The following is a 16,914-nucleotide window of genomic DNA, read 5'->3' on the forward strand; positions in this document are numbered from 1 at the left end:
TTCGACACGTAGAGCGGTCCGATGCCGCCTTCGTGACCTACGCTACTTATTTATGGAACCCTTTAGGATTAGCTGCACTACTAGTAGCTTGAATCTCGCTAAACATTGAACGGATGGGAATCCCGTGGACCTAAACCTCATGAGAGTTTTTGTAGCCATCTTTGAGGCCAGGAACCTCACTACCGCAGCTGAGCACCTCCATGTGACCCAGTCCGCGGTTAGCCAGTCCCTCAAGCGTCTTCGCAAGCTGTTCGAAGACGTTCTTTTCGAACGCATTGATCGCCGCATGGAACCGACCCCAGTAGCCATAGACGCATACATGGACATGCGAGAAGCGCTCGACCGAGTCGACGCAACCCTAAATCGCATACGGCGCTTCAACCCCACGAACTCGCGAAAAAAGTTCCGTCTCGCCTTGTCGGAGCTGGGTGAAGTGGGATGGTTGGGCAACATTGTGGCCGAGGTCAAGAAGGAAGCACCGCACGTGAACGTCCAATCCGTGCCGCTCGTACAGGACCAATTGGGTGACTGGCTCCAGCGCGGTCACGTCGATGTGGCCATCGCGCCCGCAGATATACCTGGCGATTTTGTCAGGACGAGCGTCAAGGACCAGAGCTACGTAGTTGTCATGTCACCCGAAAACCCCTTCAGCCAACAGACGCTCTCTTTGGATGAGTACCGCCAGTCGAGGCGAGCCTTCGTCTCCGGAGACTCCGCAGCGAACCAATTGGCGGAATCCGAGAGACGCTCGGATGCCTATGCTGAGCCCACGGTTACGGTCCAACGTCTCACAGCCCTTCCCAACGTCCTCATCTCAAACCCTGACTTGGTTGCCTTAGCCCCATCCTCCATCGCATACGGGTGGCGGGATCGCTGGAACCTATGGGTTTCCGAAGCCCCATTCGAGATCCGCCCAGTGCGCTTCCATGTCTGTCGCAGGGGAACCTCGCAGAGCACAAGCGCGCTTGATTGGTTTTACCGCACGGTGGCCAGAGCCGTCGTGGCAACTCCGGCAGCCTTTGATGCCATGGGCGTGACCGGCGCTGGACAAAGCTAGAGGAATCGACCCCTCCCACAATTGCCAACCAAATTGTTGACAATGATTCTGTGTGCTGGTTCACTGACGTTCGAACGTCAACTCAGTATTCAGCACCCTCCGACTCACAAGGCACGGAACCCACCAAGTTCTCAGGTCCCAAAGCGAGTCCTTCACTCCAGGAGATTCCGATGGCTTCTCAGTCTGCTCCTCCTACAGAACGCATAACCAATCACAAAACCTTCTTTCTTGTTATGACCTTGTGTTGGCTTACTGTTTTGTTCGACGGCATCGACACCTTCATGTACGGCGCGACAATTCCGTCGATGGCCTCCGATGCGGGATTCGATATGACCCCGTCCCATGCAGGGAATATAGGTTCGTACGCAACCTTCGGCATGCTCATCGGAGCTTTGTGCGCGGGCATGATTACGGATGCTATCGGACGCCGTTGGGGGATCGTCGCCTGCACTTCCGTTTTCTCCTTGGCCTCTGCGATTTGTGCGTTGGCACCTAATGCGGCTGTCTTCGGTGTCTTCCGCACCATAGCCGGCATCGGGTTGGGTGGCCTGCTTCCTACGGCCATTGCCATGGTCTCTGAGCTAGCACCCACCCCGCGTCGAAACCTTTCCATCGGTATATTAATGACCGCTCACCAATCCGGAGGCATCGCCTCCGGATTACTCAGCCTGTGGCTTCTTCCCGCGCTGGGATGGCGATCTCTCTATTGGATTGGCGTCCTGCCGCTTTTCCTCATCGTTCCTCTCATTCTGGCCCTGTTGCCCGAATCGCTGACCTATCTGGTAGCCAAGGGACGTCTTGGGAAGGCCCGCACGCTCGCAACCAGGTACAACATCGCGATGCCCACCGTGCAACGGCCAGAGGCCGTATCCCGAAAGTCACCGATGGCGAGTTTGACGATGCTTTTTCGCGGCCGGAACGGCGCAATCACGGTCTTTTTCTGGATGGCATCGTTCGGTGGCCTCTTGCTCGTATACGGCGTCAGCACTTGGTTGCCCAGCCTCATGGAAGCTGAAGGGTTCGCACTCGGGTCTTCGCTCTTGTTTCTGGTGACCATCAACCTCGGAGGCATCTTCGGACTACTGGTCGCGGGCAGGTCGTCTGATGCATGGGGGCCGGTACGCGTTTCCATGATTTGGTTCGCATTGACGGCCATCGCAATTTTCTGTCTCGGAATCGATGCCCCAATTGCTTTGACATACGGCATCGTATTTAGTGCGGGGTTCTTTCTCTTTAGCGCCCAAACGATGGTTTATGCCGCGGTCGCCCACGTTTTCCCCACTGAGTCCCGCGGCTCAGCAATCGGCTGGACCACCGGAATGGGTCGATTCGGTGCCATATTCGGCCCGTGGATGGGCGGCCAGCTTTTTGCCTTGGGGCTTGAATCATGGGGGTTCACAGCTTTCGCACTCACCTCGCTTTTCTCGGTCCTGATGCTGCTATTCATTAGTCTCCTATTGAATTCGACCGGCGGTCGAGCCTTGAACCTTGACACCGGCCGATAGTCGACAGAGCCTCTCCACGGAATTCCATGCGGTTGGCCGCTAAGAACCATCGATACCGGAGCTCGATGGTCTCGCCTAATTAGCGTGCCAAGCCGTGACTACCGGAACAGCAACAGGGCCTCGCCCTGCCCACCGCCGCCGCACAGCGAGACGGCGGCCTTGCCGCCATTCCGGCGCTTCAGCTCATAGGCCGCATGCAAGGCCAGTCGCGCACCGGAAGCACCGATCGGATGACCCAGCGCAATCGCGCCCCCGTGAATATTGATCTTCTCCTGGTCGATATTCAGATCGCGACCGGACTGCAGGGCGACCGCGGCAAAGGCCTCGTTGATCTCCCAGAAATCGAGGTCCTGGGCCGTCCAGCCGCCCTTGTCCAAGGCCGCCTGGGTCGCCTGGGACGGTTGAGAGTGCAGGGCGCTGTCAGGGCCCGCCGTTTGGCCGGCTGCCCCGAGCTCGGCGAGCCACTCGAGTCCGTGATCCTCTGCGAATTTCTTGGAGGTCACGATCAGCGCGGCGGCGCCGTCGGACAGCGGCGAGGAGTTTCCGGCAGTAATGGTGCCGTTGTGGGCGAAAGCAGGGCGCAGCTTGCCCAAGGTTTCGGTCGTGGAATCGGGACGGATGCCTTGATCCGAATCCACCGTCACAGGTTCGCCCTTGCGCTGGGGAATTCTCAGCGGTGCAATCTCTTCGCCCAGAATCCCTGATGCCGCCGCCTCACCCGCTCGGCGATGCGAAGAGGCCGCGATCTCGTCCTGCTCCTCACGCCCGATGCCGCGAGGCACGTTGTCTTCTTCGGTCATCGCACCCATCGAGCGGCCGTCCTGAGCGTCCGTGAGCCCGTCACGCGCGACGGCGTCGACAAGCCGAAGGTCCCCGTACGATCTCCCTGCTCGTACTCCCGGGGCCACGTGCGGCGCTGAGGACATGGATTCTTGGCCTCCGGCCACCACGACGTCAGCTTCCCCCAACCGAATCAGCCGAGCGGCCTCGATCAGGGCCGCGAGACCCGAAAGGCAGACCTTGTTGAGGGTCAGGGCCGGAACACTCCGTGAAATTCCCGCTTCCAGCGCCGAGGATTTCGCCGGGTTCTGTCCACAACCGGCCTGGACCACGTGCCCCATGAAAACTTGATCCACCTGCTCCGCGGCCACCCCGGAACGTTCGAGGGCCGCGGCGATCGCGTGGGCTCCAAGGTCCACAGCCGTGAGGCCAGCGAGTTGTCCCATGATTTTTCCCTGCGGAGTGCGGGCGCCGCCCACAATCACGACATCGTTGAGTTGGGGCACGGAAGCACTCCTTCGATCGGCACGGGCGCGTTGCACCACCTCATGGTACGACAGGTCGCGAGCCCGGCGAATATTCATGAAGTCCAAGTCCGAGACACTGTCTCGAAGCCCGGCTACATCCAGTTCTTCTTCTTGAAAACCAGGTACAGGGTCCCGCAGATCAGAGCCATCAGTCCCAGGACCAAGGGATAGCCTACGGTCCACTTCAGTTCCGGCATGACCTCAAAGTTCATGCCGTAAATTCCCGCGATGACGGTGGGGACCGCCAGGATCGCGGCCCAGCTCGAGAGCCTCTTCATCGCGTCGTTCTGCCGTTGGCCCACCAGCGTGGAGTCCACGGTGAGCGCATTCTGCAGGGCGGAACGGAGGCTATCCAGGTGTTCCAATGCTCTCAGCACGTGGTCCTTGACGTCGCGGAAATGCGGATGGAGCTGCTTCGGGGTCTCGTACTTCTCGGCGCCTCGCATCAACAGATCCAGCAAGTAACTCAGCGGCCGCGTACCACGCTGGAATTTCACGACTTCTTTGAACAGCTCGTATATGCGCTGGGAGGAATTGCTTCCCGTGAAGAGCTCCTCCTCGATCTCGTCGAGGTCTTCTTCGAGGTCCATCAGGATCGGTTCGTACTCGTCGACCACGCCGTCGAGCAGGAAATACAGCAGTGTCTGCGGATTGTGCGGCTCCAGGTGTTGACGTTTGAACGCTCGACGCATCTGGTTCAGGACCAGCTGGGAGGCCCCGCCTTCCGGTATGGTCACCAGGAAATAGTTGGGCCCGATGAAAGCGTGGATTTCACTGATCGACAGCTTCTCGGTCCTGTCCGTATACGAGATCGGATGAACCGCCAGGAAGAGGGCCTCGCCGTATCGCTCCAGTTTCGGCCGTTGATGTCCGTGCGAGGCGTCCTCGACCGCGAGAGGGTGAAGATCGAGGGACTCTGCCAGACGCTTCAGCTCCTCATCCGAAGGATCCTCGATCACCAAACATGCACTCGATCCAGGAGAGGTGGACAGCTCCGCGATGGCGGCCTCCGCCGAATCCTGCGGATGAGTTTGTTCGCTCGAATCAATGAGCGTGTGAAGAAGATACGCCATGCGCAGCCCGTCTATCCGTAGTCACTGCTCGTTCTTGACGGGTTTCACTCATCGATGAGATCACGAACGACGATCGTGTTCTCACGCCCCGGCCCGACGCCGATCGCTGAGATACGGCATCCCGAGAGTTCTTCGAGCTTTTCGACGTACTTCCGTGCGTTCTCCGGAAGGTCGTCCAGCGACTGTGCTTGAGAGATGTCCTCGGTCCATCCGTCGAAGTACTCGTAGATCGGTTTGGCATGGTGAAATTCGGTTTGCGTCATCGGAATCTCGTCATGCCGCACCCCGTCGACGTCATAGGCCACGCAGACGGGAATTTGCTCGAGTCCGGTTAGAACGTCCATCTTGGTGAGGAAGAGGTCGGTGAACCCGTTGATACGGACGGCTTGCCGGGCAAGAACCGCGTCGTACCAGCCGCACCGGCGAGGACGGCCGGTATTCACGCCGAACTCGCCACCGGTCTTTTGCAGGAATTCGCCCCACTCGTCGAAGAGCTCGGTCGGGAACGGCCCGGCACCCACGCGGGTCGTATAGGCCTTCTGAATTCCGATGACTCGTGAGATGCGGGTCGGGCCCACCCCGGATCCCACCGATGCGCCGCCGGCTGTGGGGTTCGAGGAGGTCACGAAGGGATACGTCCCGTGGTCGACATCGAGGAACGTGGCCTGGCCGCCCTCCATGAGTAATGTTTTGCCCTGGTCCAGCGCGTTGTTCAGAACCAGCGTGGAATCCACGATCATCGGTTTGAGCCGCTGGGCGAATGACATGAAGTAATCGACGATCTCGTCGACTTCCACATGGTGCCGGTTGTAAACCTTGACGAGAAGCTCATTCTTCTGACGGAGTGAGCCCTCGACCTTCTGCCGGAGGATCGACTCGTCCATGATGTCCTGGACGCGGATGCCCAAGCGGCCGATCTTGTCCATATAGGCGGGGCCGATGCCGCGTCCCGTCGTTCCGATCGCGCGCTTGCCCAGGAACCGTTCGGTTACCTTGTCCATGGTCTGATGGAACGGCGCCACGAGGTGAGCATTCGCGGAAATCCGCAATTTGGAGGTATCCGCCCCGCGAGCCTGTAGGCCGTCGATTTCCTCGAAAAGAGCCTCGGGATTGACGACCACGCCGTTTCCGATCACCGGCGTCGCATTGGGGCTCAGGATTCCAGCGGGCAACAATTTGAGTTCGAACTTCTCGCCGCCGACGACGACGGTGTGGCCAGCGTTGTTTCCGCCATTCGGCTTGACGACGTAGTCGACGCGGCCGCCGAGGAGGTCGGTAGCTTTGCCTTTGCCCTCATCGCCCCATTGGGCGCCGACGATTACGATTGCTGGCATTTGGAAAATCCACTCCTGTTGACAGATCACCGACCGGGTTTCACGGCGGCGAAAGGCACGCGGGACATGAGCGCCTCGCAAAGCCACAGTCCAGGATACCTGGTGCGGACGGTCTCGGCCCGAGTTGTGGAAGAAAGCGTTCGTATGTTTCCGGGGACCGCCCCTGCCTGAGCCGCGGGACACGTCATGTGGATCGGGAACCCGTGGTTCAGTTCAGGACCGAGATCTTCATCGGGTACGCGTAGACCTCCCCCTTGTTCGCTTTGACGGCCCCGATGATGTGGCAGACGATCGCGATGATATTGACGACCGCCCACACCGGCAGGGCGATGACGATACCGACGCCGAAGGTCACGATTACCAGGATCCAGGCCGCGATGTTGATGATCCAGATCAGGAGGTTGAAGTTGAATGCCTGGGCCGAGGAATACCGGACGAACGCGTACCCCGGCTTGTCCTTGTAGATCAGCCAGAACACCAGCGGGCCCAGAATGCTCAACCAGCCGGCGGTGAACAGAAGGATCACCAAGGTCGAGAGGTGCGCCAGCACGGCCATCGTGCGGGCATCGGACGGGATGCGGTTGCCGTAGGCGTCGAAGGAGCGATCGCGAGCGGCCTCGGGGCCCGCTCCCCGGGCACCGAATCCGGGTTGTCCGGAATGGCCGTGGGAGCGCTGGCCCTCTCCGAAATCCGGGTCGGTTGGCCGTGCATTCGACCCCTGCTGTCCTGGCCGTTCGTCGGGTGAGGGAGCTTGATGGTTCATGCCCAATTCCTATCACGTCGTTTTCCACGCGGACATCGTGGACTCCGAAAACTGCACATCGCCTCGAAAAACTTTGTATGCTGTGCAACACACTTGATGAATTGCCTGTATTTATTATGAGCATTTACTGGTGACACAAGAAAGGCAACATGCATGAAGACATCCAAGAACCGGCGTGCGCCACGTTCCAGAGCACGGGGCTGCGTGGCAGCCGCGGTCGGCCTTGCGCTCACTGTCTCGTTCGCCCCACCGGCGTTCTCAGACCCCATTCCGGGGCAACCCGGCCAGGGCCCCAGCGCCGCGAACCAGCCCCCGGTGATCTCGCCGGGGGTCCAAGACGCGCAGGGTGATCTCTCCGTCTACGTACAGTTCCGAGGCAAGGGCGCCTTCGAGGAAACCCAACCGAGCGAGGCACTCAGGGGAGGCAAGACCCAGCCCCAGGCCGAGCGCGTCCAGGCCATCGCCTCGAGCGTGCGCACCCAGTCCCAACAGGTTGCGGAGCAGAGCGGCGGCCAAGTCCTCTACACCACGCACAATGCGATCCGAGGAGCTGCCGTCTACGGCAATGCCGAGCGCATCCGCTCCCTCGCTGACAGGGACGACGTCGTCAAGGTCTCCAAGATCGTGCCGAAGAAACGTGTCAATTCGGGCAGTGTGGTGGACACCGGAACCCTCGACGAATGGACTCAGACCGGTCAGACAGGAAAGGGCGTCACCATCGCAGTGATCGACTCCGGTCTGGACTACACGCACGCGGACTTCGGCGGCCCGGGGACCACCGAAGCCTACGACAAGGCTAAGGCATCACATGATATGCCCTCGGCCGATTCCGGGCTCTTCGATACGAACAAGCTCTCGGGTGGATGGGACCTGGCCGGGGACGAGTACGACTCCGCGAGCAGCGACGCCTCCGCACGGGTACCCCACGAGGACTCGAACCCCCTGGACTGCAGGGCCGGAGGGCACGGTACGCACGTTGCGGGAACCGCGGCGGGCTACGGGGTGGACAAGAACGGTTCGACCTATCGCGGCGGCTACACCGACTTGACCAAGGAGGATGTCTCCTCCATGAGCATCGGGCCCGGCACCGCACCGGAGGCGAAGTTGACCTCCTTGCGCGTCTTCGGTTGCGAAGGCTCCACCGACTTGGTGGGAGCCGCCCTCGACCGCACGCTCGACCCCAATGGAGACGGTGACTTCTCCGACCGTGCCAACATCGCCTCGATCTCCATCGGTGCCGACTTCGGCCCCTCTGACGACCCGGAGAACGACATCGTCGATGCTCTCTCCCGCCAGGGCGTTCTCTCCGTGATCGCCGCGGGCAACGCGGGGGACGAGTACAACATCTACGGGAACCCCGGCAGTTCGCCCTCCGCACTGACCGTGGCGAATTCCCAAGGTTCCACCGCCGGCACCGACGAATTCGAGGTCACCGGCCCCAATGACCTCAAGGGCAAGTACAACGCCAATTACAGTTCCGACTTCGACTACGGTGGCGCCGACCCGGAGACGCTCAAGGGCTCCGCGGTGGCTGGTCCCGTCGATGACAAATACGGGTGTGAGCCCTTCAGCGGCGATCAGTACAAGGACAAGTGGGTCGTCCTGGACTGGGCCGATGACGCCACGCAAAAATTCCCCTGCGGTTCGAAAATACGGTTCGACAACGCCGCCAAGGCTGGGGCCAAAGGAGTCATCCTGACCTCGGATCGCGAGGTCGAGGGCTCGGGCATCGCTGGCAACGCCACGATCCCCGGCGCCATTCTCCCCAAGTCCGTGGTGGACAAGCTCATCGATACGGCAAACAAGGGTTCCTTGGAGATTCGTCTGGACCCTGGCATGCGCGGACACGGTCGGCTGGACTCGGGAAACAAGGACGTTCTGAACGAGTCCAGCTCTCGCGGTGAGCACGGCAGCATCGGATACACCAAGCCCGACGTCGCCGCGCCCGGTACCGCGATCGTCTCGGCCGGCGTCGGAACCGGAAAGGATCCTCTGATCATGTCCGGGACCTCGATGGCGACGCCGCACACCTCCGGTATCGCCGCCCTGGTGCTGCAAAAGCACCAGAACTACTCCCCGCAGAACATCAAGGCCGTGATCATGAACACGGCCACCCACGATGTGAAGAACGAGGGGGCAACAGCATCGGTGGAACGTGTCGGCTCCGGTCGTGTGGACGCTCTGCGGGCGGTCAACGATGACGTTCTGGTCTACAGCAAGGACCGGCCGGACCTGGTCTCCCAGAGCTTCGGCGTCACGGAGGTCAACGGGGATGTGCAGACGTACAAGCGTGACATCACCGTGGACAACACGGGTTCCGCGCTTCATACCTACGGCGTCTCGTTCGCAGGGAGCACGTCGGTGACCGGCGCATCGTTCTCCTTCGCGCCGTCAGTCAGCGTCGGCCCCGGTGGCAAATCCACGATCACCGTGACGGCTACGATCGATCCGGCCAAACTGAGCAAGGAACTGGACCCCGCCACCGCGCGCGAGCAACTGGGCAAGGCGCGCCAGTACATCTCCACGCTCTCGGGTCGGCTCGTCCTGTCCGAGAACGGTGCGGATCTGCGCGTGCCTCTCCAGATCGCGCCCAAGCCGGTGTCCGATGTGAAGGCGACATCAACGTCCGTCGACTTCGGCAATGGCGAGGACAGCCAGGACGTGAACTTCAAGGGCGCCGCCCTGGATCAGAACGGCTACACCTCTGCCTTGGGCGCCTTCCAACTCGGCGCGACCAGCGACCGGATCAACAGCCAGAAGCTGCCGGCACGTTCGGTACAGGGCATGGACCTCCAGTACGTAGGCGCATCGTCCAACCTGCCAGAGTTTCGGGCCAAGGGGAAGGACACCACCTCCGGAAAAATCGGTTTCGGGATCTCCACCTGGGGTCCGAATTCCGCACTGACCGCCTCGATGGGCTTCGAAGTGGCCATCGACGTCGATCGCAACGGCCGGCCCGACTACCTCGTCTCTCTTGATCGGGTGAAAGGGTTGGATTACCCCGTCGCCAGCCTCCATGGGTACAAGAACGGTCAGCTGGAGCTCCTGGACCAGCAGCCGGTCAACGGCTCCTGGGGCGACCGGGACACCAACACGATGGACACGAACGCTTTCGTCCTGCCCGTGGATGCGAACAAAATCGGCATCGATGTGTCCGACCCGGCCTCGGAGATTTCCTATCGCGTCACCACTCAGTCCTGGCTTTCGCAGGGACCGGTGGACTCGACCGATTGGATCGGCTACAACCCGGTTTCCCCGGACCTGTGGTACTCCTCGGACGCCGCTTTCAACGACGTGCTCTTCAAGGACCGCGAGGGTGCCGTGACCGCTCACCGTGGTGGTCAGGAGGAGGGCAAGGCCCTGTTCCTGCATCTGCACAACAAGGTCGGTGACCTCTCAGGCATCGCGAAGGGCGAGGACGGCGGAGTGGCCGAGGTGCTGCCGACGCGTTCGGCCCCGAACGCGACAGGACACGACCCCGGGTTCAAGGACGTGCCGAAGGACTACGTGTTCCACAACGAGATCGCGTGGTTGGCCGAGAAGAATATCACCACCGGGTGGCCGGACGGGACTTTCCGACCCATGCAACCGGTGCAGCGCGACCAAATGGCCGCATTCCTCTACCGGATGGCTGGGTCACCCCAGTACACCCCGCCCAGCACGTCCCCCTTCAAGGACGTGCCGACCAACCACACCTTCTACAAGGAGATCAGTTGGCTCAACCAACAGGGCATCACCAAGGGGTGGTCGGACGGTACCTTCCGGCCCGGCAGTCCGGTGAACCGCGATCAGATGGCCGCGTTCTTCTACCGGATGGTGGGATCTCCGAGCTACACGCCGCCCGCAACGTCCCCGTTTAAGGATGTGCCGACCGACTACGTGTTCTACAGGGAAATCGCGTGGATGGCAGATCAGGGCATCACCAAGGGCTGGGACGACGGGACCTTCCGTCCGATGCAGCCGGTGCAGCGTGACCAGATGGCCGCGTTCCTGTTCCGCTACAACTCGAAGTCCTTCGGGAACAGCTAGTCACTGTTTCGCCGGTCTCGCCGGACCTTCGGTTCTCAGAAGCCAAGGGTCCGGCGAGACTCGGAGGCCGATTTGAAGACATCGACCTTTCCCCGGCTTCTCAATGTCTTTCGTAGATTCCGTCCGCCTCGGCGTTCTTGGCTTCCACCGGCGCCCGGAAGTCCCCGGGGCGCCTCAGCTGGTCCATCGGAAGGAGCTCCTCCGTCGCCCCACTGCTCAGAACCCAACCGGTACCGAGCTCGGACAGTGACGAGTGCTTGACATCGTAATAGCCGGTCTTGCCTGTCAGGACGATGCCACGTGCCCCGGCCAGAGAACCCAGCAGATGGTGGTGGAAGCGGGTCGTGATCCAGACTTGGTGCGCCGCGAACGGGAATTCCTCCCGCCAGAACTGGGTAAATGGCACGAAACGACCCACTCCCACCGTCTCGTTCAGGACCGCGTATGCCGCATAATCCCCTCCCGGTATGGCTTCCACGTAGGTGACCCGCTCGGCAGGCACGTCCCACAGACGGATCTGGGCCCGTGCGAAGTCGACGAAACGCTCGAACCCGCCGGGATCGAGAAGGTCGCTCTGGATGCAGAGCACGACCTCGGTCTCACCGTCGGTGTTCCGTCCGGGCACCTCCGGAATCAAGTAGGCGTCGTCGTACCCCCGCCGGATCCCCAGGAGATCCGCGCTGGGCCGGTCCCGGACGCTGACGTGGTCGAATCCCTCGAAGCCCTCCGTGCCCGCGGGCATGAGGCCTTGTCCCGTGGCCACGAGTTTCGCTCCTGAAACCTCCGCGGCGGCTCGCATGGCTTCGACGACGAGTTCGTTGTGAGGCCACATCCTATTCACGAAGCCCCCGCCCAGAAGGTGCAGAACAGATGCCTCGCGCATCTCCAGGAGACCGATGTCGTACCGTGGTGACCCCAAGTTCTGCACCAGGTCGGTCACGGTACGACGAGAGCCGTTCAAGGAGTCGTCAGCGGCGCGGATAGCCGTATTCGTAAGGTGGAGCCGAGGATGCAGCCCCTTCAGGAGGGACGCGACTGTCCCGGGTTCCCTGACGTCCAGCCAGACGTCCGTGTCGGGTGCGACGCTGGCGAGGTAGGAGACCCAGCGCGCCGCGATGAGCTCATCGCCGAAGTTGGGAATCCCGGCCGTTGAGAGCAGATAGATCGATCCGGCGTCGTTCGGAGGCTGTTCGACGGCGGATCGGTGCGAAAACCAATGCATTTACCCAGGATATAGTGATTCACTTCACCTTGAGCGGGGCGCGGCGCCGCAGAACGGTTGCGATGTTCCGTTCTGCGGGACCACGACCACACCGCCCTACGAGCTCCTCGAGCCCGCCACGGCCTTAGAGACGCGATGGAAGATCCGGGAATGCGTCGGCGACGCCCCGGAATGTGATCTCGCCAGCCTCGGTGTTCAGGCCCGCCGCAAGGATCTTGTCCGCTGCGAGGGCCTCGTCGACTCCCTGCGCGAGTCGGAGGACGAACGGCAAAGTCGCGTTCGTCAGCGAGGTCGTCCCGGTCCGAGGCACCGCTCCCGGCATATTGGCCACGCAATAGTGTCTGATCCCGTCCACCTCGAAGACGGGGTCCTCGTACGTGGTCGGGTGGGATGTCTCGAAGCAACCGCCCTGGTCGATCGCGACATCGATGAGCAACGAACCGGGCGAGAGCACGGCGAGGTGCTCTCTTCGGACCAACTTGGGCGCGGCGGCCCCTGGCACCAGGACGGACCCGATCACGACGTCGGCTCCTTCGAGTTCGCGCTCGATGTTACGCGGGTTGCTCGCCAGAACCCGGGCCGAATTCCCGAAGTAGTCCGTCAGCTCCCGGACGCGCGGCAGGTACGCATCCAGGATCGTGACCTCGGCTCTCAGACCGACGGCCAGGAGCGCGGCCTGGGTCCCGACCGTTCCGCCGCCCAAAATCACGACCCGGGCCGGGGCTACTCCCGGCGTGCCGCCCAGGAGGATGCCCGGCCCACCCTCGGTGTGGAGGCTGTACTGCGCCGCTGCCTGCGCCGCGAGACGACCGGCGATTTCCGACATCGGCGTCAGCAGCGGCAGGGCGCGACCGTCCCGTACGGTCTCGTACGCGATGGACCGTGTCCTATTCTCGAGCAGGGCCTGGGTCAGATCACGGTCCGCCGCAAGGTGCAGATATGTGAAGAGGGTCAGGTCCTCCCGGAGAAAACCGTATTCAGGCTCGATGGGTTCCTTGACCTTGACCAGGAGCTCGGCCTTCTCCCACACCTCGGCCTGAGTCCCCAGGCGAGCACCCGCGGCCACGTATTCCGCGTTGTCGAAGCCCGAGCCGACGCCCGCTCCGTCTTGCACGAAGACTTCGTGTCCGTCTCTGACGACGGCGTGCACGCCGTCGGGGGTCATCCCGACTCGGCGCTCACTGGGCTTAATCTCGGTGGGCACGCCAATACGCATGTTCAGTCGTTCCTTTCGGTCGATCCGGCCGGCAACGTCGTTGTCACCGCCCACCCTCAATTATGGCCCGTCCGCCAGGAACATTCACCGCTTCTCGCGAGCCATTCCGGGGCGAGTCCTTCAGGACGAGAGCTGGGCGGCGGCCTCGGGATCGGAATCGTTCAGGAACGATGAGATGCGCTGGGCCTCGTCGGCTTCCCCGATGGCCGACGCTGCCTGCCCCAGAAGGTACAGCGAACGGAGGAATCCCCGATTGGGCTCGTGAGAGAACGGGATCGGGCCGTGACCCTTCCATCCGTGTCCGCGCAGTGCATCCAGACCGCGATGGTATCCGACGCGGGCATACGCGTACCCCTCGACCACGTATCCCGAGTCCAGGGCATCCTGCGCAAGCAGGGCCCAGGCCAGCGAGGACTTCGGGAAGGCGCGGGCGAGGTCTTCCCCTTCGTCGCCGGCCTCGATACGGGCCAACAGCTCGGGTTCCTCGTCCAAGTAGGTGGGTTCGGGACCGTCGAGAAGATTCTTTCCGGCAAGGGACATGATGGATCCTTTCGTCAGGAGGTGGACTGGTGCCCACTGTACCGGCGTCGGACAGACCCCGGGAAAGACTGCCCCGTCGTCCGGTCGGGCGCGCGAGTCGGGCCTGCCGGTCAGGCTTGCCGGTCCGCGCTGCGGCCGGTCGTGCGGTCGCCGAACACGCCCACGTTCAGCACCAACAATGCCATGGCCAACGCCACCACGCAGAACACCAGCACCGGACCGGCACCCGAGAGCAGCGGCAGGAGAATGAACGGCAGGAAGGCGCTGGTCAATTTGGACAACGAGTACGCGAACCCGGAGGCCGTGCCCCGGACCCTCGTCGGGAAATTCTCGGCCATGAACACGTGATAGGAATTCGAGAACATGTTGCTGGCCATCGTGAACAGCATGCCGGCGATGACCACCCATACAGGGTTCTCGCCGAGCCCGAAGGCCAGGCCGAACACACCCATGAGACCGGCGGTGAACATCACCAGGTGCTTCCGCTCGAATTTTTCGATGAACGGAACCACTAGGAGTGAACCGATCGGGTACCCGAAGTACGTCAGGGCGGTATACCCGATGGACTCGACCACGTCGAATCCCTTGGCGCTCAGCACCAGAACCGCGACCGTTCCGAATCCGTAGTAGCCGAAGACCTGAAGGATGTTCAGCACGGACAGCATCAGAGTGCGCTTGCGGAAAGGTGGCCGGAAGATTTCACGGAACGGAACCTTGATCTCTTGCGCGGGCCTGATCTCCGGGTCCGGTTCGGGCAGCGTCTTGCCGGACCGTTCGGCCTCCCGCTCGAAGCCCTCGACGATGCTCCGCGCCTCGTCGAGCCGGCCCTGGGTTTCCAACCACCGCGGGGATTCGGGCACGTGCCGCCGAATGAACCACACCAGGAATCCGCCGACGGAGCCGACAACGAAGAGCCACCGCCAGCCGTCGATACCGAACGGAGCCAACGGAACCAACCAGTGCGCGAGCAAACCCACGAAGGGGATGCCGAGGAAGCTGACAGTGTAGGCCCACGCGATGTACCGCCCACGGACATCCTTGGGCAACAGGTCGGAGAGGTAGGAATCGGCCAGTGCGTACTCGCCCCCGATGCCGACACCTGCAACGAATCGGCAGACGATCAGCCATGCGGCGTCCGGCGCGAAAGCCGCAATCAGCGAGAACACCGAGTAGAGGAGCAGATTGACCACGAAAGCCGCGCGACGGCCCACACGATCGGCCAGTCGGCCCATCAGGATCGCCCCGAGGAATTGGCCGAGGAATGCGGAGGCCAGCACCAGCGAGAGGGTGGTTCCGGTCAGATCGAACTCGTTCTGCAGGACCTTCGAAATGGTGGCCGCGAGAAAGTTCTCGAACTGGTCGAAGAAGACGCCGAGCCCGACGATGACCGTGATCAGGCGGTGGGAGCGCAGGACCGGAAGCCGATCCATGCGGGCGGACACCGAAGGTCCCGCCGGGGTGGTCAGCTGGTCATTCGTGCTCTCGGTAGGGTCGACGTGGTGCATTCCATCACATTAGCCACCGATCTTGCCGGGTGTAACGGGCCCTCCAACGCGTCTTGAACTGTGGGATGAGATGACGGCAACGACCCGGAGGCGACACCGGCGTGCGTCCTCCGACCGTTAGGGTCGGAGGACGCACGCCGGGGTGCCAGGGTCCGCGGCATCCGCCGCCGACTGTCTACTTGATCGCGGTGCCCGCGGAGCCGAGGTGCTCGCAGGCTTCCACCACGCGGGCGGACATGCCGTCTTCGGCCTTGGCTCCCCAGGTGCGAGGATCGTAGAGCTTCTTGTTGCCGACTTCGCCGTCGATCTTCAGAACGCCCTCGTAGTTGGACAGCATGTGTCCGGCAACGGGGCGGGTGAAAGCGTACTGGGTGTCGGTATCCACGTTCATCTTGATGACGCCGTAGGAGACCGCGTCGGCGATTTCCTCTTCGCTCGAGCCGGAACCACCGTGGAAGACCAGGTCGAACGGGCGCTCCTTGCCGAGCTTCTCTCCGACTTCCTGCTGGATCTGCTGGAGCAGTTCGGGACGCAGCTTCACATTGCCCGGCTTGTAGACGCCGTGTACGTTGCCGAAGGTCAGAGCCGTGATGTAACGACCCTTTTCCCCGTTTTCCCCGAGCGCTTCGATGGTCTTGAGCGCGTCTTCCGTACTGGTGTACAGGGTGTCGTTGATTTCGCCGACCACACCGTCTTCTTCGCCGCCAACGGCACCGATCTCGACCTCGAGTACGATGTGCGCCTTGCCGGTACGCTTGATGAGGTCCGCGCCAATCCGCAGATTCTCCTCGAGCTCGATGGCCGAGCCGTCCCACATGTGCGAGTTGAAAATCGGGTCCTCGCCACGTGCGACCGCGTCCTCGGATTCCTTGAGCAAGGGCAGGACAAAGCCGTCCAGCTTGTCCTTGGGGCAGTGATCGGTGTGCAACGCGATGTTGACGTCGTACTGCTTGGCAACCTCGCGAGCGAACGCAGCGAATGCGAGCGAACCGGCCACCATGTCCTTCTTGCTGGAGCCCGACCAGTACGCTGCGCCACCGGTGGAAACCTGGATGATTCCGTCGGACCCGGCTTCCGCGAAGCCGCGGATCGCGGCGTTGAGCGTCTGGGAGGAGGTCACGTTGATGGCGGGGTAGGCAAAGCCTTTGGCCTTGGCCTTATCAAGCATTTCCGCATAAGCGTCCGGGGTTGCGATGGGCATGCTGACTCCTTTGTAACGGAAGATCGGGCCGACGCCGTGTCGACCCCTGATAGCTGAAGGGCCCCGGTCGCCCAGGACCTCTCACAAACCTGCTTTCAGTCTAACAAGACACACCTGAACCAGAAGGGAGAATTCCCCACAATTTCCCAAGTTAAGCCACAG

12 protein-coding genes are annotated in these 16,914 nt (G+C 62.0%); 3 read left to right on the plus strand and 9 right to left on the minus strand.

The genetic code is table 11. The annotated features are described in order from the left end of the window. The first annotated feature begins 139 nt into the window (after positions 1-139). Complete coding sequence (locus EWV35_RS10270; RefSeq protein WP_129661568.1) at positions 140-1,057, plus strand: LysR family transcriptional regulator; 918 nt, start codon at positions 140-142, stop codon at positions 1,055-1,057. Between the two features lie 170 nt (positions 1,058-1,227). Further along, positions 1,228-2,562: an MFS transporter gene (locus tag EWV35_RS10275; RefSeq protein WP_129661570.1), complete on the plus strand. Its 1,335-nt coding sequence runs from the start codon at positions 1,228-1,230 to the stop codon at positions 2,560-2,562. A 98-nt stretch (positions 2,563-2,660) separates the two neighbouring features. Here EWV35_RS10275 and EWV35_RS10280 read toward each other — a convergent pair whose 3' ends face one another. The 4 genes from EWV35_RS10280 to EWV35_RS10295 form a co-directional block, all read right to left on the minus strand. Further along, positions 2,661-3,848 (minus strand): acetyl-CoA C-acetyltransferase, encoded by a 1,188-nt coding sequence (locus EWV35_RS10280; RefSeq protein WP_274542958.1) that lies wholly within the window; start codon positions 3,846-3,848, stop codon positions 2,661-2,663. 113 nt (positions 3,849-3,961) lie between these two features. After that, positions 3,962-4,942 carry a magnesium/cobalt transporter CorA gene (gene corA, locus EWV35_RS10285; protein WP_129661572.1) on the minus strand — a complete coding sequence of 327 codons (981 nt, stop codon included), beginning with the start codon at positions 4,940-4,942 and terminating at the stop codon, positions 3,962-3,964. A gap of 44 nt (positions 4,943-4,986) precedes the next feature. Continuing rightward, a complete protein-coding gene (locus EWV35_RS10290; protein ID WP_129661574.1) occupies positions 4,987-6,276 on the minus strand; it encodes an adenylosuccinate synthase in 1,290 nt (429 codons plus the stop codon). 208 nt (positions 6,277-6,484) lie between these two features. Continuing rightward, positions 6,485-7,039 (minus strand): DUF4870 domain-containing protein, encoded by a 555-nt coding sequence (locus tag EWV35_RS10295; RefSeq protein WP_129661576.1) that lies wholly within the window; start codon positions 7,037-7,039, stop codon positions 6,485-6,487. A 153-nt stretch (positions 7,040-7,192) separates the two neighbouring features. On the opposite strand from EWV35_RS10295, the gene EWV35_RS10300 reads away from it, so the two are divergent. Continuing rightward, the gene (locus EWV35_RS10300) at positions 7,193-11,068 is read left to right on the plus strand and encodes a S8 family serine peptidase (RefSeq protein WP_129661578.1); all 3,876 of its coding nucleotides are present in this window, start codon (positions 7,193-7,195) and stop codon (positions 11,066-11,068) included. A gap of 100 nt (positions 11,069-11,168) precedes the next feature. Here EWV35_RS10300 and EWV35_RS10305 read toward each other — a convergent pair whose 3' ends face one another. The 5 genes from EWV35_RS10305 to fbaA form a co-directional block, all read right to left on the minus strand. Further along, positions 11,169-12,290 carry a polysaccharide pyruvyl transferase family protein gene (locus tag EWV35_RS10305; protein ID WP_129661580.1) on the minus strand — a complete coding sequence of 374 codons (1,122 nt, stop codon included), beginning with the start codon at positions 12,288-12,290 and terminating at the stop codon, positions 11,169-11,171. Positions 12,291-12,414: 124 nt separating this feature from the next. Then, positions 12,415-13,506 carry an alanine dehydrogenase gene (gene ald, locus EWV35_RS10310; RefSeq protein WP_129661582.1) on the minus strand — a complete coding sequence of 364 codons (1,092 nt, stop codon included), beginning with the start codon at positions 13,504-13,506 and terminating at the stop codon, positions 12,415-12,417. A gap of 120 nt (positions 13,507-13,626) precedes the next feature. Next, positions 13,627-14,046 carry a DUF3151 domain-containing protein gene (locus tag EWV35_RS10315; protein WP_129661584.1) on the minus strand — a complete coding sequence of 140 codons (420 nt, stop codon included), beginning with the start codon at positions 14,044-14,046 and terminating at the stop codon, positions 13,627-13,629. 110 nt (positions 14,047-14,156) lie between these two features. Further along, positions 14,157-15,551, minus strand: coding sequence for an MFS transporter (locus tag EWV35_RS10320; RefSeq protein ID WP_129661586.1), 1,395 nt, complete (start codon positions 15,549-15,551; stop codon positions 14,157-14,159). Positions 15,552-15,726: 175 nt separating this feature from the next. After that, the gene (fbaA, locus tag EWV35_RS10325) at positions 15,727-16,752 is read right to left on the minus strand and encodes a class II fructose-bisphosphate aldolase (RefSeq protein ID WP_129661588.1); all 1,026 of its coding nucleotides are present in this window, start codon (positions 16,750-16,752) and stop codon (positions 15,727-15,729) included. Positions 16,753-16,914 lie beyond the last annotated feature (162 nt).

This window comes from Rothia uropygialis, from assembly GCF_004137765.1.
Lineage (GTDB): Bacteria > Actinomycetota > Actinomycetes > Actinomycetales > Micrococcaceae > Rothia.

What these genes read in the sequence shown, in the direction of transcription:
- EWV35_RS10305 (WP_129661580.1), bottom strand. Translation starts at nt 12,290, where the DNA reads ATGCATTGGTTTTCGCACCGATCCGCCGTCGAACAGCCTCCGAACGAC.
- EWV35_RS10315 (WP_129661584.1), bottom strand. Translation starts at nt 14,046, where the DNA reads ATGTCCCTTGCCGGAAAGAATCTTCTCGACGGTCCCGAACCCACCTAC.
- EWV35_RS10295 (WP_129661576.1), bottom strand. Translation starts at nt 7,039, where the DNA reads ATGAACCATCAAGCTCCCTCACCCGACGAACGGCCAGGACAGCAGGGG.
- fbaA (WP_129661588.1), bottom strand. Translation starts at nt 16,752, where the DNA reads ATGCCCATCGCAACCCCGGACGCTTATGCGGAAATGCTTGATAAGGCC.
- EWV35_RS10290 (WP_129661574.1), bottom strand. Translation starts at nt 6,276, where the DNA reads ATGCCAGCAATCGTAATCGTCGGCGCCCAATGGGGCGATGAGGGCAAA.
- ald (WP_129661582.1), bottom strand. Translation starts at nt 13,506, where the DNA reads ATGCGTATTGGCGTGCCCACCGAGATTAAGCCCAGTGAGCGCCGAGTC.
- EWV35_RS10275 (WP_129661570.1), top strand. Translation starts at nt 1,228, where the DNA reads ATGGCTTCTCAGTCTGCTCCTCCTACAGAACGCATAACCAATCACAAA.
- EWV35_RS10320 (WP_129661586.1), bottom strand. Translation starts at nt 15,551, where the DNA reads ATGCACCACGTCGACCCTACCGAGAGCACGAATGACCAGCTGACCACC.
- EWV35_RS10300 (WP_129661578.1), top strand. Translation starts at nt 7,193, where the DNA reads ATGAAGACATCCAAGAACCGGCGTGCGCCACGTTCCAGAGCACGGGGC.
- corA (WP_129661572.1), bottom strand. Translation starts at nt 4,942, where the DNA reads ATGGCGTATCTTCTTCACACGCTCATTGATTCGAGCGAACAAACTCAT.
- EWV35_RS10270 (WP_129661568.1), top strand. Translation starts at nt 140, where the DNA reads ATGAGAGTTTTTGTAGCCATCTTTGAGGCCAGGAACCTCACTACCGCA.